Source organism: Streptomyces sp. CLCI03 (genome assembly GCF_053615355.1).
On the sequence record NZ_CM132132.1, the window covers coordinates 4,669,439 to 4,685,250 of the forward strand.

Here is a 15,812-nt window from a genome sequence, read left to right on the forward strand (position 1 = left end):
CGGCGCGGTGGCGTTCCGCGTCGAGGGGATTTCGGCGGCCCGTCAGAGGTACTGGGCGAACTCGTCCAGGGTGCGCAGGACTTCCGGCTTCGCGGCCGAGGGGAGCTGCAGGACGACCTCCTCGATGCCGAGGTCGGCGTAGTGGCTCATCTTGCCGGGGGTGGGCCGGACGGCGTACGGGACCACCTGGAGGGACTTCGGATCGCGTCCCGCGGTCTCCCAGATCTGGCGCAGCACCGGGAGGGACTCGCCGAGGCCGCCGCCGCCGATGGGGAGCCAGCCGTCGGCGTGGTCGGCGATGGCGGCGAACAGCTTGGGGCCGGCGGCGCCGCCGATCAGGGTGCGCGGCCCGTACAGGGGCACGCCGGGGGCGAGTTCGCGCGGGGCCTGGACCGGCTTCGGGTAGGCGGTGCTGGCCTGGACGGAGCAGTACTGGCCCACGTACGCGGTGGGCTCGGGGGACCACAGGGCGCGCATCAGTGCCATCCGGTCGCGGACCAGGTCGCGGCGGGTGCGCCACTCGACGCCGTGGTCGGCGGCCTCCTCGACGTTCCAGCCGTAGCCGATGCCGAGGGTGAGACGGCCGTGGGAGAGGTGGTCCAGGGTGGCGACCTGCTTCGCGAGGTCGATCGGGTCGTGCTGGGCGACCAGCGTGATGCCGGTGCCCAGGTGCAGCCGCTCGGTCACGGCGGCGGCCTGGCCGAGGGCGACGAAGGGGTCGAGGGTGCGCCCGTACATCTCGGGGAGTTCGCCGCCCATCGGGGCGGCGGTCTCACGGCTGACCGGGATGTGGGTGTGCTCCGGGAGGTAGAGGCCGGAGAAGCCGCGCTCTTCGAGGCTGTGGGCCAGCCGGACGGGGGAGATGGTGCGGTCGGTGAGGAAGATGGTCGTGGCGATCCGCATGTGTTCTGGCACCTCCGAGACGTGGGACCCGCCACGGTACGGGCTGGACCCTCGAATGTTGAGGGGGCGTCAGGTGCCGGGGGCGCGGTTCAGCCGCGCGGGTAGCGGGCCAGCCAGCCGGGGGAGGCGGTGGTGGGGTTGTGCAGGCTCGGCCCCTGGGTCATCTCCAGGGCGAAGTCGTCGGCGAGTTCCAGCAGCGCGGCACGGCCTTCGAGTTCGGCGAGCCAGGCGGCCGGGAGGGCCGTCTCACCGTGCAGGGCACCCAGCAGGGCCCCGCACAGGGCGCCGGCGGCGATGGAGTCGCCGCCGTGGTTGACGGCGAGGCGCAGGCCCTGCGGGACGTCCTCGGCGACCAGGGCGCAGTAGACGGCGGCGGCGAGCGCGTCGGCGGCATCGCATCCGTCGCCCGCCTCGTCCGCGGCGAGGGCCTCGACGGCGTCCGGGCCGGGCGAGCCCTGGGTGACGGCGGCCAGGGCGCGCTGGAGGGCGTCCGTGACGGGCCGGTGGCCGGGGCGGGCACCGAGCAGGCCCAGGGCGCGCTGGACGGCGGCGTCGAGGGAGTCGCCGCGGACCAGGCCGTGGACGATGACGGCGACGGCTCCGGCCGACAGGTGGGCGGTGGGGTGGCCGTGGCTCTGCGCGGCGCATTCCACGGAGAGTTGGAGGACGAGGGCGGGCTCCCAGCCGACCAGCAGACCGAAGGGGGCCGAGCGGGAGGCGGCGGCCGCGTCGCGGGCGGTGGGGTTCTTCGGCCGGTCCAGGGTGCCGAGGACGTCGTCGGCGAAGCCGGTCAGGCAGGCGCGGTGCGGGGCGCGGCGGGCGTAGAGCCACTCCTCCTGCGCGAGCCAGCCGTTGTCCTCGCGGCGCTCGTCGGGGCCCCAGTCGTGCTGGGTGGCGGCCCACCGCAGGTACGCGCGGTGCAGGTCGGTGGGCGGATGCCAGGCGCCGGTGTCGCGGCGTACGTGGGCCCGTATCAGCCCGTCCACGGTGAAGAGCGTGAGCTGGGTGGCGGCGGTGACCCGGCCGCGGCGCCCGAGGGCGGGGGCCGGACCGGTCAGGCCGTCCGGGCCGTGGGCCTCGCGCAGGGCGGCGAGGGAGAGGCCGGCGGCGGGTGCGCCGAGGGCGTCGCCGAGGGCGGAGCCGAGGAGGGTGCCGCGGACCCGGCTGCGGAAGTCCTGCTGCTCGACGCGGCCCCACAGGCCGGTGGCGATGCCGCGGCCGAGCGTGCGGTTCGCCCCGGCGGGGGCGGGGGTCGCGCCGCCGGCCGGGCCGGTGCCGGCGGGGGCGGGGGCGTGCAGGGAGAGGGCGGGGGCGTCGGCGGCGGTCGGGTTCTCGTCCGGCCCGGGGACGGCTCGCGCACCGGCGCCGGCACCGGCATCGGCGGCACCGGCGGTGGTGGTGGTTGCCGGGCGGGGGCCGCCCGGGAGCGGGCCGGGGCCCGTCGTGGAGCCCGTGTCGTTCGTAGCGTTCACTGCGTCCATCCCCGCGTCCATCCCCGGCACCGCGCCCCCCGCCGACCAGTCCACTCGATGCCCGGCGTCCCTACCCGTACCCGCCACGCACGCGAACCCGCACTGTAGTGGACACGAACGGTCGAAATCGGAAGTGGTCGACCATCGGGCTTGTCGGTGAGCGCAGATCGGCCAGAATCTGAACACTTCCGGCCGCCATCTGGAGAGTGGCACGTTTTGCCACTTGCCTTGGAGTCGGTCGTTTTCGGTCACACCTCGTTCATCGGACGTTCTCCGTGGCCGCCCAACCTCGGAGCCATGAAGAAGGCTCTCCTCGCCGCGACCGTCGTCGCCTCCGCACTCGCCGCCTCCCTGGTCGCGGCTCCGCTCGCCTCCGCCACCGGCTGGGACCGGCACGACCGGTCCGCCGTCCCGTTCACCGAAGCCACCGTCACCGCCGGTGTCGACGGCTCCTTCACCCTGCGGTGGAAGGCTCGTGGCACCGACCGGGTCGAGATCGAGGCGAACGGCAAGGTCGTCGCGAAGGGCGGCTCCCAGGGCACCGCCGTGGTCAAGGGCCTGCCCGCCGCCGACCGCCAGTGGTTCGACTTCGAGCCCGGCCGCGGCCAGGGCCTGCGCCTGGCCGACCGCCTGATCGAGCTGGAGGGCACCGCCAACTTCCGCGACGCCGGCGGCTACCGCACCAGCACCGGCCAGTGGGTCAGGATGGGCGAGATCTACCGCTCGGACGCCCTCGACAAGCTGACCGGGAACGACCTGGCCAAGCTCCAGCGCCTGCGCGTACGCACGGTCTTCGACCTCCGCACGGAGGACGAGCGCACCAAGGCCGCCGACAAGGTGCCCACCGGCGCCACCTACGTCGTCGCCGACGTCTTCGCGGGCTCCGGCTCCTTCCAGACCATGCCCCGTACCCCCGACGAGGCCGTCAAGGCCATGGTCGACGCGGAGCGGGCGATGGTCTCCGGCGCCGGCGGCAAGAAGGCGTACACCCAGGTCTTCGACGGCATCGACCGCGACCGCGGCCGCTCCGTCCTCTTCCACTGCACCGCCGGCAAGGACCGCACCGGCTGGGCGGGTGCCGCCCTGCTGACCGCCCTCGGCGTGCCCCGCGAGACCGTCGAGGCCGACTACCTGGCCAGCAACGACTACCGCAAGGCCGCCAACGACGCGATCCTCTCCCACCTGCCCGCCCAGCAGGCCGCCGTCTACAAGCCGCTGCTCGACGTGCGCCCCGAGTACCTGAACGCGGGCTACGACGAGGTCGAGGCGACGTACGGCTCCTTCGACCGCTACCTCAAGGACGGGCTCGGCATCGACGCCCGCGAGCTCAAGGAACTGAAGAAGGACCTCCTCGTCGGCTGATCCGGCTCCGCGCCGACGGGGGAAGGGGATCCCGGCCGGACGGCCGCGATCCCCTTCCGTGGTGCTCCTCGCGCTCAGTCCAGTACGGGCAGCAGCTCCGGCAGGTGCCCGTCCGAGGCGCGGGCCGCCTCCTGCCGCTCCCGCGACACCTCCCCGTACAGCGTCGTACGGGCCTTCGCGGGCCGCCCGGCCGCCTCGGCCACGGCGATCAGGTCCTGTACCGACTTGTACGAGCCGTAACTCGACCCGGCCATCCGCGAGATGGTCTCCTCCATCAGCGTCCCGCCCAGGTCGTTCGCCCCGGACCGGAGCATCTCGGCCGCGCCCTCCGCCCCCAGCTTCACCCAACTCGTCTGGATGTTGGGGATGTGCGGGTGCAGCAGGATCCGGGCCATCGCCGTCACCGCGCGGTTGTCGCGGACCGTCGGGCCCGGCCGTGCGATGCCCGCCAGGTACACGGGCGCGTTGGTGTGGATGAAGGGGAGCGTCACGAACTCCGTGAACCCACCGGTCTGCTGTTGGATGCGCGACAGCGTGCGGAAGTGGCCCAGCCAGTGCCGCGGTTGGTCCACGTGCCCGTACATCATCGTGGAGGAGGAGCGGATCCCGAGCTCGTGCGCGGTGGTGACGACATCGATCCAGTCCGCCGTCGGTAGCTTGCCCTTGGTCAGCACCCAGCGGACCTCGTCGTCCAGGATCTCCGCCGCCGTACCAGGGATCGAGTCCAGACCCGCCTCCTTGGCCGCCGTCAGCCAGTCCCGTACGGACATCCCCGTGCGGGTCGCCCCGTTGACCACCTCCATCGGCGAGAAGGCGTGCACGTGCATGCCCGGCACCCGCTGCTTCACCGCGCGCGCGATGTCGAAGTAGGCCGTCCCGGGCAGGTCCGGATGGATGCCGCCCTGCATGCACACCTCGACCGCGCCCACGTCCCAGGCCTGGGCGGCCCGGTCGGCGACCTGGTCGAGGGAGAGGGTGTAGGCGTCGGCGTCCGTGCGGCGCTGCGCGAAGGCGCAGAAGCGGCAGCCGGTGTAGCAGACGTTGGTGAAGTTGATGTTCCGCGTGACGATGTAGGTGACCTCGTCGCCGACCACCGACCTACGGAGGTCGTCGGCGATGCGACACAGGGCGTCGAGCGCCGGCCCGTCCGCGTGCAGCAGCGCCAGCGCCTGCGCGTCCGTCAGCTTCGTCGGATCGTCGGCGGCCTGCGCCAGGGCGCCCCGTACGTCGGTGTCGATGCGCTCGGCCACCATCCCGGGCGCGGCCGCCTCCCGCAGCGCCTCCCAGTCCCCGTACACGTCGTCGAAGTCGTCGCGGCGGTCGCCGGTGCGGCCCTCGGTGTCGATGGTGGCGTGCAGGTCGGTGCGCCCGTACGCGGTGAAGCCCTCGTCCGGCTCCTGCCACGGCCGGCCCTCGACCACGGCACCTTCGTCGGCCAGCCCGGACTCCGGGTCGGCCAGCGCCCGTACGTGCGGCAGCAGGCGCGGGTCCAGCCAGGGCTCGCCGCGCTGCAGGAACTCCGGGTAGATCGTGAGGCGTTCGCGCAGCTCGAAGCCGGCGGCGGCGGTCCGCTCGGCCAGCTCCTCGATGTGCGGCCAGGGACGCTCCGGGTTGACGTGGTCGGGGGTCAGCGGGGAGACCCCGCCCCAGTCGTCGATGCCGGCGCCGATGAGCAGCGCGTACTCGGCGTCCACCAGGTTCGGCGGGGCCTGGATGCGGGCGCTCGGTCCCAGGATGTGCCGGGCGACGGCGATGGCGGCGGCCAGCTCCTCCAACTCCGCGTCCGGCATGCCGCGCATGGCGGTGTCCGGCTTGGCGCGGAAGTTCTGGACGATGACCTCCTGGATGCCGTGGTAGGCGCGCTGGATCCGGCGGAGCTCGAAGAACGCGTCGGCGCGCTCCTCGTAGGACTCGCCGATACCGATGAGGACGCCGGTGGTGAAGGGGACGTTGGAGCGCCCCGCGTCCTCCAGCACGCGCAGCCGCACGGCCGGGTCCTTGTCGGGGGAGCCGTGGTGGGGGCCGCCCGGCTCGGACCACAGACGGGTGGCCGTGGTCTCCAGCATCATGCCCATGCTCGGCGCGACCGGCTTGAGCCGCTGGAGGTCGGACCAGGACAGGACACCGGGGTTGAGGTGCGGCAGCAGGCCGGTCTCCTCCAGGACCCGGATCGCCATGGCGCGCACGTAGGCGAGGGTGTCGTCGTAGCCGTGCGCGTCGAGCCACTCGCGGGCCTCGGGCCAGCGGTTCTCGGGGCGGTCGCCGAGGGTGAAGAGCGCCTCCTTGCAGCCCATCGCCGCCCCCCGGCGGGCGATGTCGAGGACCTCGTCGGGGGACAGGTACATCCCGTGGCCGCTCTTGCGGAGCTTTCCGGGAACGGTGACGAAGGTGCAGTAGTGGCACCGGTCGCGGCAGAGACGGGTGAGGGGGATGAAGACCTTGCGGGAGTAGGTGATGACGCCGGGCCGCCCTGCGGCGGCGAGCCCGGCGTCCCTCACGCGTGCGGCGGAGGCACCGAGGTCCTTCAGGTGCTCGCCGCGCGCCTGGAGGAGTACGGCCGCCTCGGTCGCGTCGAGCGCGACGCCGTCGCGGGCCCGCCGGAGCGCGCGGCGCATCGCGTTTTCGGTCGGAGCGTCACTCGGAGTGGTCATGGGCCGAGCATACGATCCGGTGATCCGGTGGTGGGGCGGCTGTGAAGTGGCTCATCTCATCAGCTCACCTGCGTTGACCAGCAGCGACTGGCCGGTTATCGCCCGAGCCCGGTCGGAGGCGAGGAAGGCGACGGAGTCGGCGACGTCCCCGTCGGTGGCCAGATCGGGCAGCGCCATCCGCTGGGTGAGGCGGGCGTGCACCTCGGCCTCGGGGACCTTCTCGGTGTGGGCGGTGAAGGTGACGAACGCCTGCACGGGCGGCCCCCACATCCAGCCGGGCAGCACGGTGTTGACACGGATCCGGTGCGGTCCGAGCTCGCGGGCCATGGAGTACATGGCAGAGGTCAGGGCCCCCTTGGAGGCGGCGTAGGCAGCCTGCTGCACCTCGTTGGGCGCGGCCACGGCCGACTGCGTCCCGATGATCACCACGGAGCCGCCGCGCTCCTTGAGCGCGGGCACGCACGCACGGGTCATCTTCAGCGTCCCCAACAGATTGACGTCGATGATCTGCTGCCAGGTCCCGAAGTCGGCGTCCTCCAGGCCCCCGAAGTACGAGTCCCAGGCGGCGACGTGCACGACGGCGTCGATCCGGCCGAAACGGCTGAGCGCGAGCTCGGCGAGGGCCGCGCACTGCGTCTCGTCGGTGATGTCGGTGGCGCGGTGGGCGGTGTGCGCGCCGTCGGGGTCGATCTCGGCGGCGGACTTGGCGAGATTCGCCTCGGTGCGGGCCCCGAGCACGGCGTTCCCGCCGTCGCGCACGACGGTGGCGGCCACCTGATGCCCGAGCCCGGCCCCGACCCCGGAGACGATGACGGTCTTCCCTCGCAACAGCATGACGGACCTCCGGGCGCGGTTGATCTGACGGTGCGTCAGGCTACGGCGCGGGCGCGACGGTGTGAAGGGGCGCGGACCGAGTGGCTGGGGGCCGACCCCACGCACCACTCACAGAGCCCGAACGCTCCACGGCGGCTCGCCCGTGCGCCGGAGCCTGAGAAGGGATTCGGCACCGAACGCCTCCAGGTCGTTCACATAGGGCAGTACGCCCGGGTGATCACCGCAGAAGGTGACGTTCGCCGTGAGGTGGTCGTCGGCCGCGCCGCCGTAGGACAGGGATATGTACGCGGAGATCTCCACGACGGAGCCGAGCGCGTCCGCACGCAGGAGAGCGCTGCCCGCGTACGCCATACAGCGCCGCAACAGCCTCCGCTCCCTGTCTTCTCCGGAGGCCGGCAGGTCGTGGTCCGTCATGCCACGGCCGTTGACGGTGTACTCCTCGTGCACCACGTCCGAGAACGGCCCCGGTGGCGCGGACTTGAGGGCCGACAGGACGTGCGCACCGCCGGGGGTGACCTCCCAGCCTTCGTCCACGACCTGGACGAACGCCGGAGGCACTTCGTCCGGGGTGATGTTCTTCGTGTCGACCCGGCCCAGCAGCCGGGCCATTGAGCGGTTTATTTCCATGCGTCATCCTCCCCCGGGCGCCTCGCCGGTCAGCCACGCCCGGCGAGCAGCGCCCGCACGTGCGCGCTACCGCTGCGGTACGGACGACCGGCCGACACCTGACTGTCCGTCGCGGTCGCGGAGAGCTGCCCGTAGCTGCCGCATTTGATAGATGCCGTTCCAGTGCGCTGTCGGCGCAATCTCCTGGCACTTCCTGAGCATCGAGATCGAGAAAGACCTGAACTGTCGCGGCAGTGAAGCTCTTTCTTCCACCAGGGGCCTGCCCCAAGGGGTGTGGCCATAGGTGCGAGTTCGATATATGCATGGCCGCGCCGATGTTTCGGGCGGTTTGTCGGCGTTCGGGTGGACTCCACAGGAGTCGCCTATGGCTCAGCATCGCAGAACCGTGCCGCAGGGGTTTCAGTCGCTGTTCTCCCAGAACGGTGCGCCTACCCGGATCCTCAACTGCTGATCGCGGTCGACCAGTTCCGCCACGACCCCTGTCACGATCTCACCGACCTCAGGAAGACCGAAACCCTGCATGGCGCCGGTCGGGTTGTACGAGAGCAGGTCCACGAAAGCCCGCACCTCGGGGGCGCCGTCGAGCTCGAGAAATACGCCGTGTTGAAACTTCACCCTCACGGCACCTGTCACGCGAGTCCCAATGGGGTAGGTGGTCTTAATTTCCCCCCACGTCTTTCCGGTCATCACTTGTCCCTCACTCTCGGATATTTATTCAGCTGCTCAACGACAGTATTGGATATTTCTAGCTCCTTTTCGGGACCCCCTTCGTACAGTTTCTCGTACTGTGCGAAGAGTCTTTGATATTCGTCCATGGGGATCCGAATCTCGATGATGCCCTCGCCGTAACTTGGTGCGTATTTCTCGGCGATCTTCCGCTTCATTGCGAAGTAGACCAATCCGTTCTGGTAAAAGTCGTCTGGGCTTCCGGGGAAATCTTCCGCTCGATACCCGATCTTTTCCTGGATCTCCCCTTGGCCACGTTGCGGCGCCTTGTACAGCGGTTGCTCTTCAGGGCATCCGTCGGGAGTCAGACCCAGCGGATCCGACCACGTGTGCGGGTTGCGGACGTACGTCGCCGGGTTCGGGGCCGGGGCGAGGCCCAGGGGGTCCGGGGTGAGGTAGCGGGCCGTTTCGGGGTCGTACGTGCGGAAGTAGTTGTGGTGGAGGCCCGATTCGGGGTCAAAGTACTGGCCCGGGAAGCGCAGTGGCGTGTAGGCCACGGCGTCGCGGGTCCAGGTGGTGGAGCCCCAGAGAGTGGAGCGGGCGCGCCAGGCGATCTCGCCCGACTCGTCGATCAGTTCGCGCGGAGTGCCGATGAGGTCGGTGACGATGGCGAAGAAGCGGTCGTCCGTGGTGCCGAGGACGCTCTCCGCCTGGGTGAGCGGGTGCAGGCCGTGGTGGGTCCAGGTAAGGGTGACCGGGCCTTGCGTCTGCTCGCAGAGGGTGGTGCCGTCCCACGTGAAGAAGACCGCTTCCACGACCTCGCCGGTGGGCGCGAGACGCTGCTTGGCCGTGCGGCGGGACAGGGCGTCGTAGCGGTAGCGCCAGCGCGTGCCGTCGGGGGTGGTGACCCCGACGAGGCGGTCTTCCGCGTCCCATGCGTAGGCCCAGGTGTCCGGCTTGCGGGAGAGGCGGGTCTTCCGGCGGAGCGTGACCCGGCCGAGGGCGTCGTGTTCGTAGCGGATCGAGCCGGCGCGGGTGATGCGGGTGCCCGAGTACGCACGGTCGCCCTGGGCCTCCGCGCCCGGGTGGCGGGACGGCCAGGAGGCACTGGTCTGGTTGCCGGCGTCGTCGTAGGCGTAGCGCTCGGTCCAGTTGGACGCGTCGACCGCCGTGACCCGGGCTGCCGGGTCCAGTGTGAAGGTGCGGGGACCGGCGAGCGCGTCGTCGATCGCCGTGAGGGCGCCGTCCGCGCGGTAGCTGTAGCCGCGGCGCTGGAGGGTGCGGCCGTCCTGGCCTACGAGGTGCTGGTCGGTGAGACGTCCCACCGGGTCGTAGGTGTGCGCCAGGGCCAGGTCCGGGCCGATGGTGCGGGTCAGCTCCCGGCCTGCGGCGTCCCGCTCGAACGTCAGCGTGCGGCCCGATGCGCTGAGGGCGCTGCGCCGGCCGGCCGCGTCGTACGTCCACTCGGAGAAGGCCCCGCCGGGTGTGGTGCGGCCGGCCCGGCGGCCCGCGACGTCGTAGGTGCGGGTGAGGGTGCGTCCGTCGACCGTCTCCGAGACGACGCGGCCGTACAGGTCCCGTTGCAGGGTCAGCGTGGTGCCGTCCGGCGAGACCGCCCGTGCGAGCTCGTCGAAGTCGTCGTACTCGTACGACGTGATGCCGTCCGCCGTCTCCTTGTGCAGGAGCTGGGAGAGGGCGCCGTGTACGTACGTGGTCGTGGCGCCGAGTGCGTTCGTACGGGAGACCAGGCGGCCTGCGGCGTCGTAACCGTAGCTCAGCGTGCGGTCGTCGAAGTCCGTCTCGCAGGCCAGTCGCCCGGCGGGGTCGTAGGCGTAGGTCCAGGTCAGGCCCTGGGGGTTGGTGACCGAGGTGAGGCGCAGCTCGGTGTCGTGGGTGAAGGAGTGGCGGACGCCGTCCGGGCCCGTGCGGGCCGTGAGGAGGTCGAAGTCCCCGTACTCGGAGAGCGTCAGCCCGCCCATCGGGTCGGTGTGGGAGGTGCAGTTGCCCTCGCCGTCGTAGGTCCACGACTCCGTGCCGCCGTCGGCGGTCTCCCGGCGGAGCAGGCGGCCCTCCACGCTCCAGGTGAGACGGGTGGTGTGGCTGAGGGGGTCGGTGATGGCGACCGGGCGGCCGAAGGGGTCGCGCGTGTACGTGGTCGTCGCGCCGAGCGGGTCGGTGACCTCCATGGGCAGGCCGGCCGGGTCGCAGCGGACCGTCGTGACCGCGCCCAGGACGTCCGTCACCGAGGCCAGGTGGCCGCGGGCGTCGTACGTGAAGCGGTTCGTGGCCCCGTGCGGTGCGGTGGCCGAGGTGCGGTTGCCGCGCTCGTCGTACGTCGCCCGCGTGACCCGGCCGTCGGGCTGGAGCACCGTGACCGGCAGGCCCAGAGCGTCGTACTCGGCCCGTACCTCGCGGCCGTCGGGGCGGACCACCGTGGTGAGCCTGCCCTGCTCGTCGTAGACGTGGCGGGTCGTGTGGCCCAGCGGGTCGGTGCGGGTCAGGAGGCGGTCGTACGCGTCGTGGGTGAACCGGGTGGTCGCGCCCGTCGGGTCGATCTCGGCCGTGATCCGGGCGCGGTCGTCGACCAGGTACCGGGTCTCGTGGCCGTGGGAGTCGGTGTAGAGGGTGAAGCCGTCGCCGTAGGTGAAGCGGACGTTCAGGTGGCCGTTGGTGCCGGACTGGGCGGTGCAGCGATGCTGTTCGTCGTAGACGTAGTCGAAGTGGCGGTCGTTGGTGTCGGTCCAGGAGGTGATCCGGCCGAGTTCGTCGTAGCCGAAGCGGAGGGGACGGCCGGAGGAGTTGGTGACGTGGGTGAGGTGGCCGTCCGTGTACGCGTAGCGGAGCACTTCGGTGCCGTCGGCGAGGGCGAGGCCGGTTATTCGGCCTTCCGACGAGCTGAGGCGCAGCTCGTAGCCGCCACTGTGGGACAGGGCGGTCGGCGCGCCCGTCTCGTCGTATTCGAAGGTGATCCAGGCACCGCCCCGGTCGTCGAGCTGGCCGAGTAGGCCCTCGTCCGTGAAGTGGCGGACGTGCCCGGACTCGGGGTCGGTGACCGTGTAGCCGCCGTCCGCATCGAGGACGAGCGGCCAGCGCTGACCGTGGCCGGGGAGTACGGGGACTCCGGGCTCGGGATGCGGGTAGACGAGCAGGCTGCCGTCCTCGCGGACGAGGATCACGCCTTCCTCGTCGATCTCCAAACGCTGGTCGACCGTGGACGCCCAGCTCGGGCCGAACCAGCGGCCCGCGCGGTACGAGGACTCGAAGGTGCGGGTGAACACGAGCGGCAGCGCACCCGGGAGGACCAGGTCGGTCTGCGGCAGGACCATCCGGCCCGTCGCCACGTCGACCGGGTCACCCTTGCACTTCAGGTCCGCCTTGCGGCGGGCGGCGGCCTCGGCTTCGGCCTTCGCGGCCGTCCGCGCCGCTTCCTTGCTCGCCGTCTTCTCGGCGAACCGCATCCCGGCCCGGATGGTGGGCAAGCCCTTCGTGCCGATGAGGTCGGGGAGGAGGCGCCCCTTGAATTCGTCGGGGTCAGCCATGTAGCTGTCGATCATCGGGCCGGGGATGCGTTCGGGGTGGGACGCGGTGGAGACGAGACCGGCCAGCGTCATGCTGAGGTTCTGGTGGAAATCGGCCGGGTGCGTCAGGTTGTACACGTCGAGGGGGTTCAGGCCGCGGGCGAAATTCAGGGTCCCCGCCGTGCCCTTGAGCGCGCCACCCACGACGTGGCTGAGTTCGACCGACTCCGAGCCCGCGTAGTCGACGATGTCGGCCAGCAGCCGGTCCGTCGCCGGGGGCTTGGCCGGGGCGTGCTCCATGGCCGCTTTGAGGGCGCGTTCGGCCGTCGTGGCTGCCTCGTCGCGCTGCCTGCGGGCTTCGTCCAGGATCTCCTTGGCCCGTTTGCGGGCTGCGTCTCCCGGGTCCGCGCCCTCGACCGGGACCGGGCCCGGATCGTGGCCGGCCTTCGCAGCGGCCTCGTAGGCGTCCTTGTTCTTGAGGTGGGCGTCGTGGGCTTCCTTCGTCGCCTTCACCGCGGCCTTGTGCAGGTCGATGGCCGTCTGGGCCTGCTTCTGCGCCCACTCCACCGTTTCCGCGTACCGGCTGAGCGCACCGCTCGCCGACTCGCACGCGTCGGAGGCGCGCAGCCAGTCGGTGGGATGCATCGCGAACTTCGCCCGGAACGCTTCGGCCGCCTGCCCCTTCCACTGGTCCGAGTCGAGGGCCTTCATGCCCTGGCCGACCCGGTCGAAGGCCGCCTGGAAGTCCGTGAAGTGCTTGGCCGACTCCCGGAGCGTCGACGACCTGCCGTGGATCAGTTCGTCGGCCTGCTCGCTTTCGCCGAGCTGCTGCTCCCGTACGGTGGCCCCCAGACGGGACGCGGCGTTGTCACCGAAGTCCTCGACCTTGTCCGCCCAGCCGTGCGCGCCGGCCCGGTCGAGGGCGCCACCGATCTCGTCGGTGGCCCGGTCCACGCCGTGGCCGATGACCTTCTTGGCCGAATCGACCTTCTCATCGATCTTGTCGAGACCCTTGTCGATCAGACCGCCCAAGTCCGTCATCAGCCCTCACCGCCAGGCTGTGCCTCGTGTGCCGGGCCGACCGTGCCCTCGACCACTGCGTCCATCTCATCCCGCAGTCCGACTGCATCGGCGAGCTGGTTGGACAGCAGGATGTCGGAACTGTTCACGTCCCGGACAGCGCTCTTCCACGCCTCGCTGCCGTTCTCCGTGGCCCGGTCGAAGGACTCGCGGCTGTAGTCGGCGTCCCGGATCTGTGTGATCGGGTTGTCGGAGAGGACCCCGCCCCAGTCCTTGGCGATGATGTCCTTCTCCTCGGCATACGGGTTGCCCAGTGCCGCGTTCGCCACGACCTTGAAGCTCCCCTGGATGTACTGGTCCTGTTCGTACATCGCGCCCGCCGAGAGCCCTACCTTCATGGCGAAGGCGTTCCCTTGCTGCACCAGCGAGCGGACGCCCCAGCCCCAGCGTTCGCAGAACGTGCCCAGCGTGGACGCCAGACCCTCATGCCCGGTCTCCATCCCAGAGAGAGCCAGGGCGGTGAAGCCGCCCCCCATACTCGCCGAGCCCACCGAACCGACTTCCTTCAACTCCGCCAAGCTGTCAGTGATCCCCTTCGCGATCTGAGCCAGTGCCGGCTTCGACACATCGAGATCCGCCCCGTCCCCGCTCACGCTGCCGCCTCTCCGTCAAGCGCTGCCGCATCCGGCACGATCCCGCGGATCGGCGGGTACACCACTCCGTCCGGCCCTGCCGCGTTCCATGCGACGCCGCAGGGAAAATCGAGCGCCGGCACCAGCTCGTCGAGCAGCCGCGCACCGATCACCCGCCGGTACGTCCACTCCTGCGCGGCCTCGTCCCGCGCTTGGGCGAAGCGGCCCAGCGCCTCCTCGTCGGAGAACACGCAGATCCAGTCCAGGCCGCCGAGTTCGGCCGTCCACAGGCCGCCCTGTGCGTCCAGCGGCACCAGGACCGTCCGGCTGCAGAAGTCCGCCAGCCGCTCCAGTGCCGCTTCCCGAGCCCGTGCCACCGGATCCACCGCCGGCGGTCGGCCGCCGGCATCCACGGCAGCAGCCCGGAGCCGCCCCCACTCCTCGTCGAACCCCACCTGGAACTCCCCCACCGCTGCCCTTTGCTCCTGATCGAACGTACTTTTGCATGGCGGGGTGAGTGGGCAAAATTTACTGTTTGGTAGGGCGCATATCCTGCCAGGCGTGTCGAGTTGACCCTGAGGTCTCCGGTCGATCCGTCGTTGCAGGAGCGATGGATGGTGCCGCACCGCGTCCTGGGCGGGTTCGCGTTCGCGTCGACGGTCGATCCGCTTCGGGAGATGATCGGAGATGACCCCGCGGTACGAGGCGAGGACGTGAGGGCATGGCACTCCCGGATGCTTCCGGCCCGCCCCGGCGGGCTCGGCTGTGGGCCCTGCTGGCGCTCGGTTGCGCCGTGCTCGCGGCCGTGACCCTGGTCGCCGAGGGCATCGTCGGGGGGCTCCTCGTCCTCGTCGTCGGGATCGCCGGGGCGGCGCTCACGGCCATGGGCACCTGGTGGGTGGTCTCCCATCGCGGGTCCGTCCGGCTGGTCGGCACCCTGCTGATGGTGGGCGCGCCCGTGGCCATCCTGCTCATCTACGCCCGGGCCGATCTGTGGCCCACGGCGCTGCTCGCCATCGCGCTGTGGGCGGCCGCCGTGGCCTGTGCCCGGACCGCGCTGCGCGCCGCGCGCCGCCCCGAGGGGATGCGCGCCGCCGTACGGACCGACGCCCCCCGCAGCCCCGTGCTGATCATGAATCCGAAGTCCGGCGGCGGCAAGGTCGGCCGCTTCGGCCTCGTCGAGAAGGGCGAGGCGCTCGGCGCCCGGGTGGTGCTGCTGGACCCGGAGGTCGTCACGGACGTCGCCGCCCTCGCCCGGCGGGCGGTCGCCGACGGTGCGGACCTGCTCGGGGTGGCCGGCGGCGACGGCACCCAGGCCCGGGTGGCCGAGGTGGCCGCCGAGTACGACCTGCCCTTCCTCGTGATCTCCGCCGGCACCCGGAACCACTTCGCCATGGACCTCGGGCTGGACCGCGAGGACCCCGCCCGGTGCCTGGACGCGCTGGCCGACGGGGAGGAACTCCGGGTCGACCTGGGGGTCGTCGGCGGCCACGCCTTCGTCAACACGGCCTCGTTCGGCGTCTACGCGGAGATCGTGCAGCGACCGGAGTACCGGGACGCCAAGGCCGACTCGGCCCTGGCCGCGCTCCCCGACCTCCTCCTCGGGTACGCCGGCACCACCCTCGACGCGGTGACCGACGAGAAACGGCTGGACGCCCAGCAGGCCCTGCTGGTCAGCAACAACCCCTACACGTCCTCCGAACCGATGGGCGCCCGCAGGGCCCGCCTCGACCGCGGGGAGCTGGGCGTCCTCGGCATCCGGGTGAACAACGCGGCCCAGGCGGCCGAGGTCGCGCTGCGCGGAGCCAGGGCGGCGGGCCTCCACGTGCTCACCTCCCGCCAGGTCGTCATCGGATCGGCCGCCGAACGCATCGCCGTCGCCGTGGACGGCGAGGCGCTGACCATGCCCACCCCCGTCACCTGCTCCATCCGCCCCGGCGCCCTGCGCGTACGGGTGCCCAGGGGCCGCCCCGGAGCCCCGGCGGCCGCCCCGCCCATGCAATGGAGCGAGGTCCTCGCCCTGGCCTTCGCCCGGCCCGGGGCGGGCACGGCCGGCGCGGCCGATTGAAGCCCGGGATGCCCGACCTCCGGGGCGGCCGCACAATGGGCCTTACCCGGTGCGCGTAG

General features: G+C 71.6%; 11 protein-coding genes. 2 read left to right on the plus strand and 9 right to left on the minus strand.

Annotation, left to right across the window (positions count from 1 at the left end; translation table 11 throughout):
* Nucleotides 1-42 precede the first annotated feature (42 nt).
* Together ACWG52_RS21670 and ACWG52_RS21675 are read right to left on the minus strand one after the other, a co-directional pair.
* The gene (locus tag ACWG52_RS21670) at nt 43-903 is read right to left on the minus strand and encodes a TIGR03619 family F420-dependent LLM class oxidoreductase (protein ID WP_389815154.1); all 861 of its coding nucleotides are present in this window, start codon (nt 901-903) and stop codon (nt 43-45) included.
* An 89-nt stretch (nt 904-992) separates the two neighbouring features.
* Nucleotides 993-2,114 carry an ADP-ribosylglycohydrolase family protein gene (locus ACWG52_RS21675; RefSeq protein ID WP_389815419.1) on the minus strand — a complete coding sequence of 374 codons (1,122 nt, stop codon included), beginning with the start codon at nt 2,112-2,114 and terminating at the stop codon, nt 993-995.
* Between the two features lie 558 nt (nt 2,115-2,672).
* Here ACWG52_RS21675 and ACWG52_RS21680 point away from each other — a divergent pair.
* A complete protein-coding gene (locus ACWG52_RS21680; RefSeq protein ID WP_389815157.1) occupies nt 2,673-3,737 on the plus strand; it encodes a tyrosine-protein phosphatase in 1,065 nt (354 codons plus the stop codon).
* Nucleotides 3,738-3,811: 74 nt separating this feature from the next.
* Here ACWG52_RS21680 and ACWG52_RS21685 read toward each other — a convergent pair whose 3' ends face one another.
* The 7 genes from ACWG52_RS21685 to ACWG52_RS21715 all read right to left on the minus strand — a co-directional run bounded on the left by ACWG52_RS21685 (nt 3,812) and on the right by ACWG52_RS21715 (nt 14,140).
* Complete coding sequence (locus tag ACWG52_RS21685; protein ID WP_453125661.1) at nt 3,812-6,388, minus strand: bifunctional FO biosynthesis protein CofGH; 2,577 nt, start codon at nt 6,386-6,388, stop codon at nt 3,812-3,814.
* Between the two features lie 51 nt (nt 6,389-6,439).
* The gene (locus ACWG52_RS21690; RefSeq protein ID WP_390140679.1) at nt 6,440-7,222 is read right to left on the minus strand and encodes an SDR family oxidoreductase; all 783 of its coding nucleotides are present in this window, start codon (nt 7,220-7,222) and stop codon (nt 6,440-6,442) included.
* Between the two features lie 108 nt (nt 7,223-7,330).
* Nucleotides 7,331-7,849: a hypothetical protein gene (locus ACWG52_RS21695; protein ID WP_453125663.1), complete on the minus strand. Its 519-nt coding sequence runs from the start codon at nt 7,847-7,849 to the stop codon at nt 7,331-7,333.
* Nucleotides 7,850-8,248: 399 nt separating this feature from the next.
* Nucleotides 8,249-8,536 (minus strand): hypothetical protein, encoded by a 288-nt coding sequence (locus ACWG52_RS21700; protein WP_389815169.1) that lies wholly within the window; start codon nt 8,534-8,536, stop codon nt 8,249-8,251.
* The gene (locus ACWG52_RS21705; protein WP_453125666.1) at nt 8,536-13,074 is read right to left on the minus strand and encodes a putative T7SS-secreted protein; all 4,539 of its coding nucleotides are present in this window, start codon (nt 13,072-13,074) and stop codon (nt 8,536-8,538) included. Before ACWG52_RS21705 ends, ACWG52_RS21700 begins: the two co-directional genes overlap by 1 nt.
* A complete protein-coding gene (locus ACWG52_RS21710; RefSeq protein WP_390168290.1) occupies nt 13,074-13,706 on the minus strand; it encodes a hypothetical protein in 633 nt (210 codons plus the stop codon). The genes ACWG52_RS21705 and ACWG52_RS21710 overlap by 1 nt, the downstream gene beginning before the upstream one ends.
* Nucleotides 13,703-14,140 carry a hypothetical protein gene (locus ACWG52_RS21715; protein WP_033223838.1) on the minus strand — a complete coding sequence of 146 codons (438 nt, stop codon included), beginning with the start codon at nt 14,138-14,140 and terminating at the stop codon, nt 13,703-13,705. The genes ACWG52_RS21710 and ACWG52_RS21715 overlap by 4 nt, the downstream gene beginning before the upstream one ends.
* Before the next feature lie 266 nt (nt 14,141-14,406).
* Between ACWG52_RS21715 and ACWG52_RS21720 the strand changes: the two genes are divergently transcribed.
* On the plus strand, nt 14,407-15,753 hold the full coding sequence (locus ACWG52_RS21720) for a diacylglycerol/lipid kinase family protein (protein WP_389815179.1): 1,347 nt from the start codon (nt 14,407-14,409) through the stop codon (nt 15,751-15,753).
* Nucleotides 15,754-15,812 lie beyond the last annotated feature (59 nt).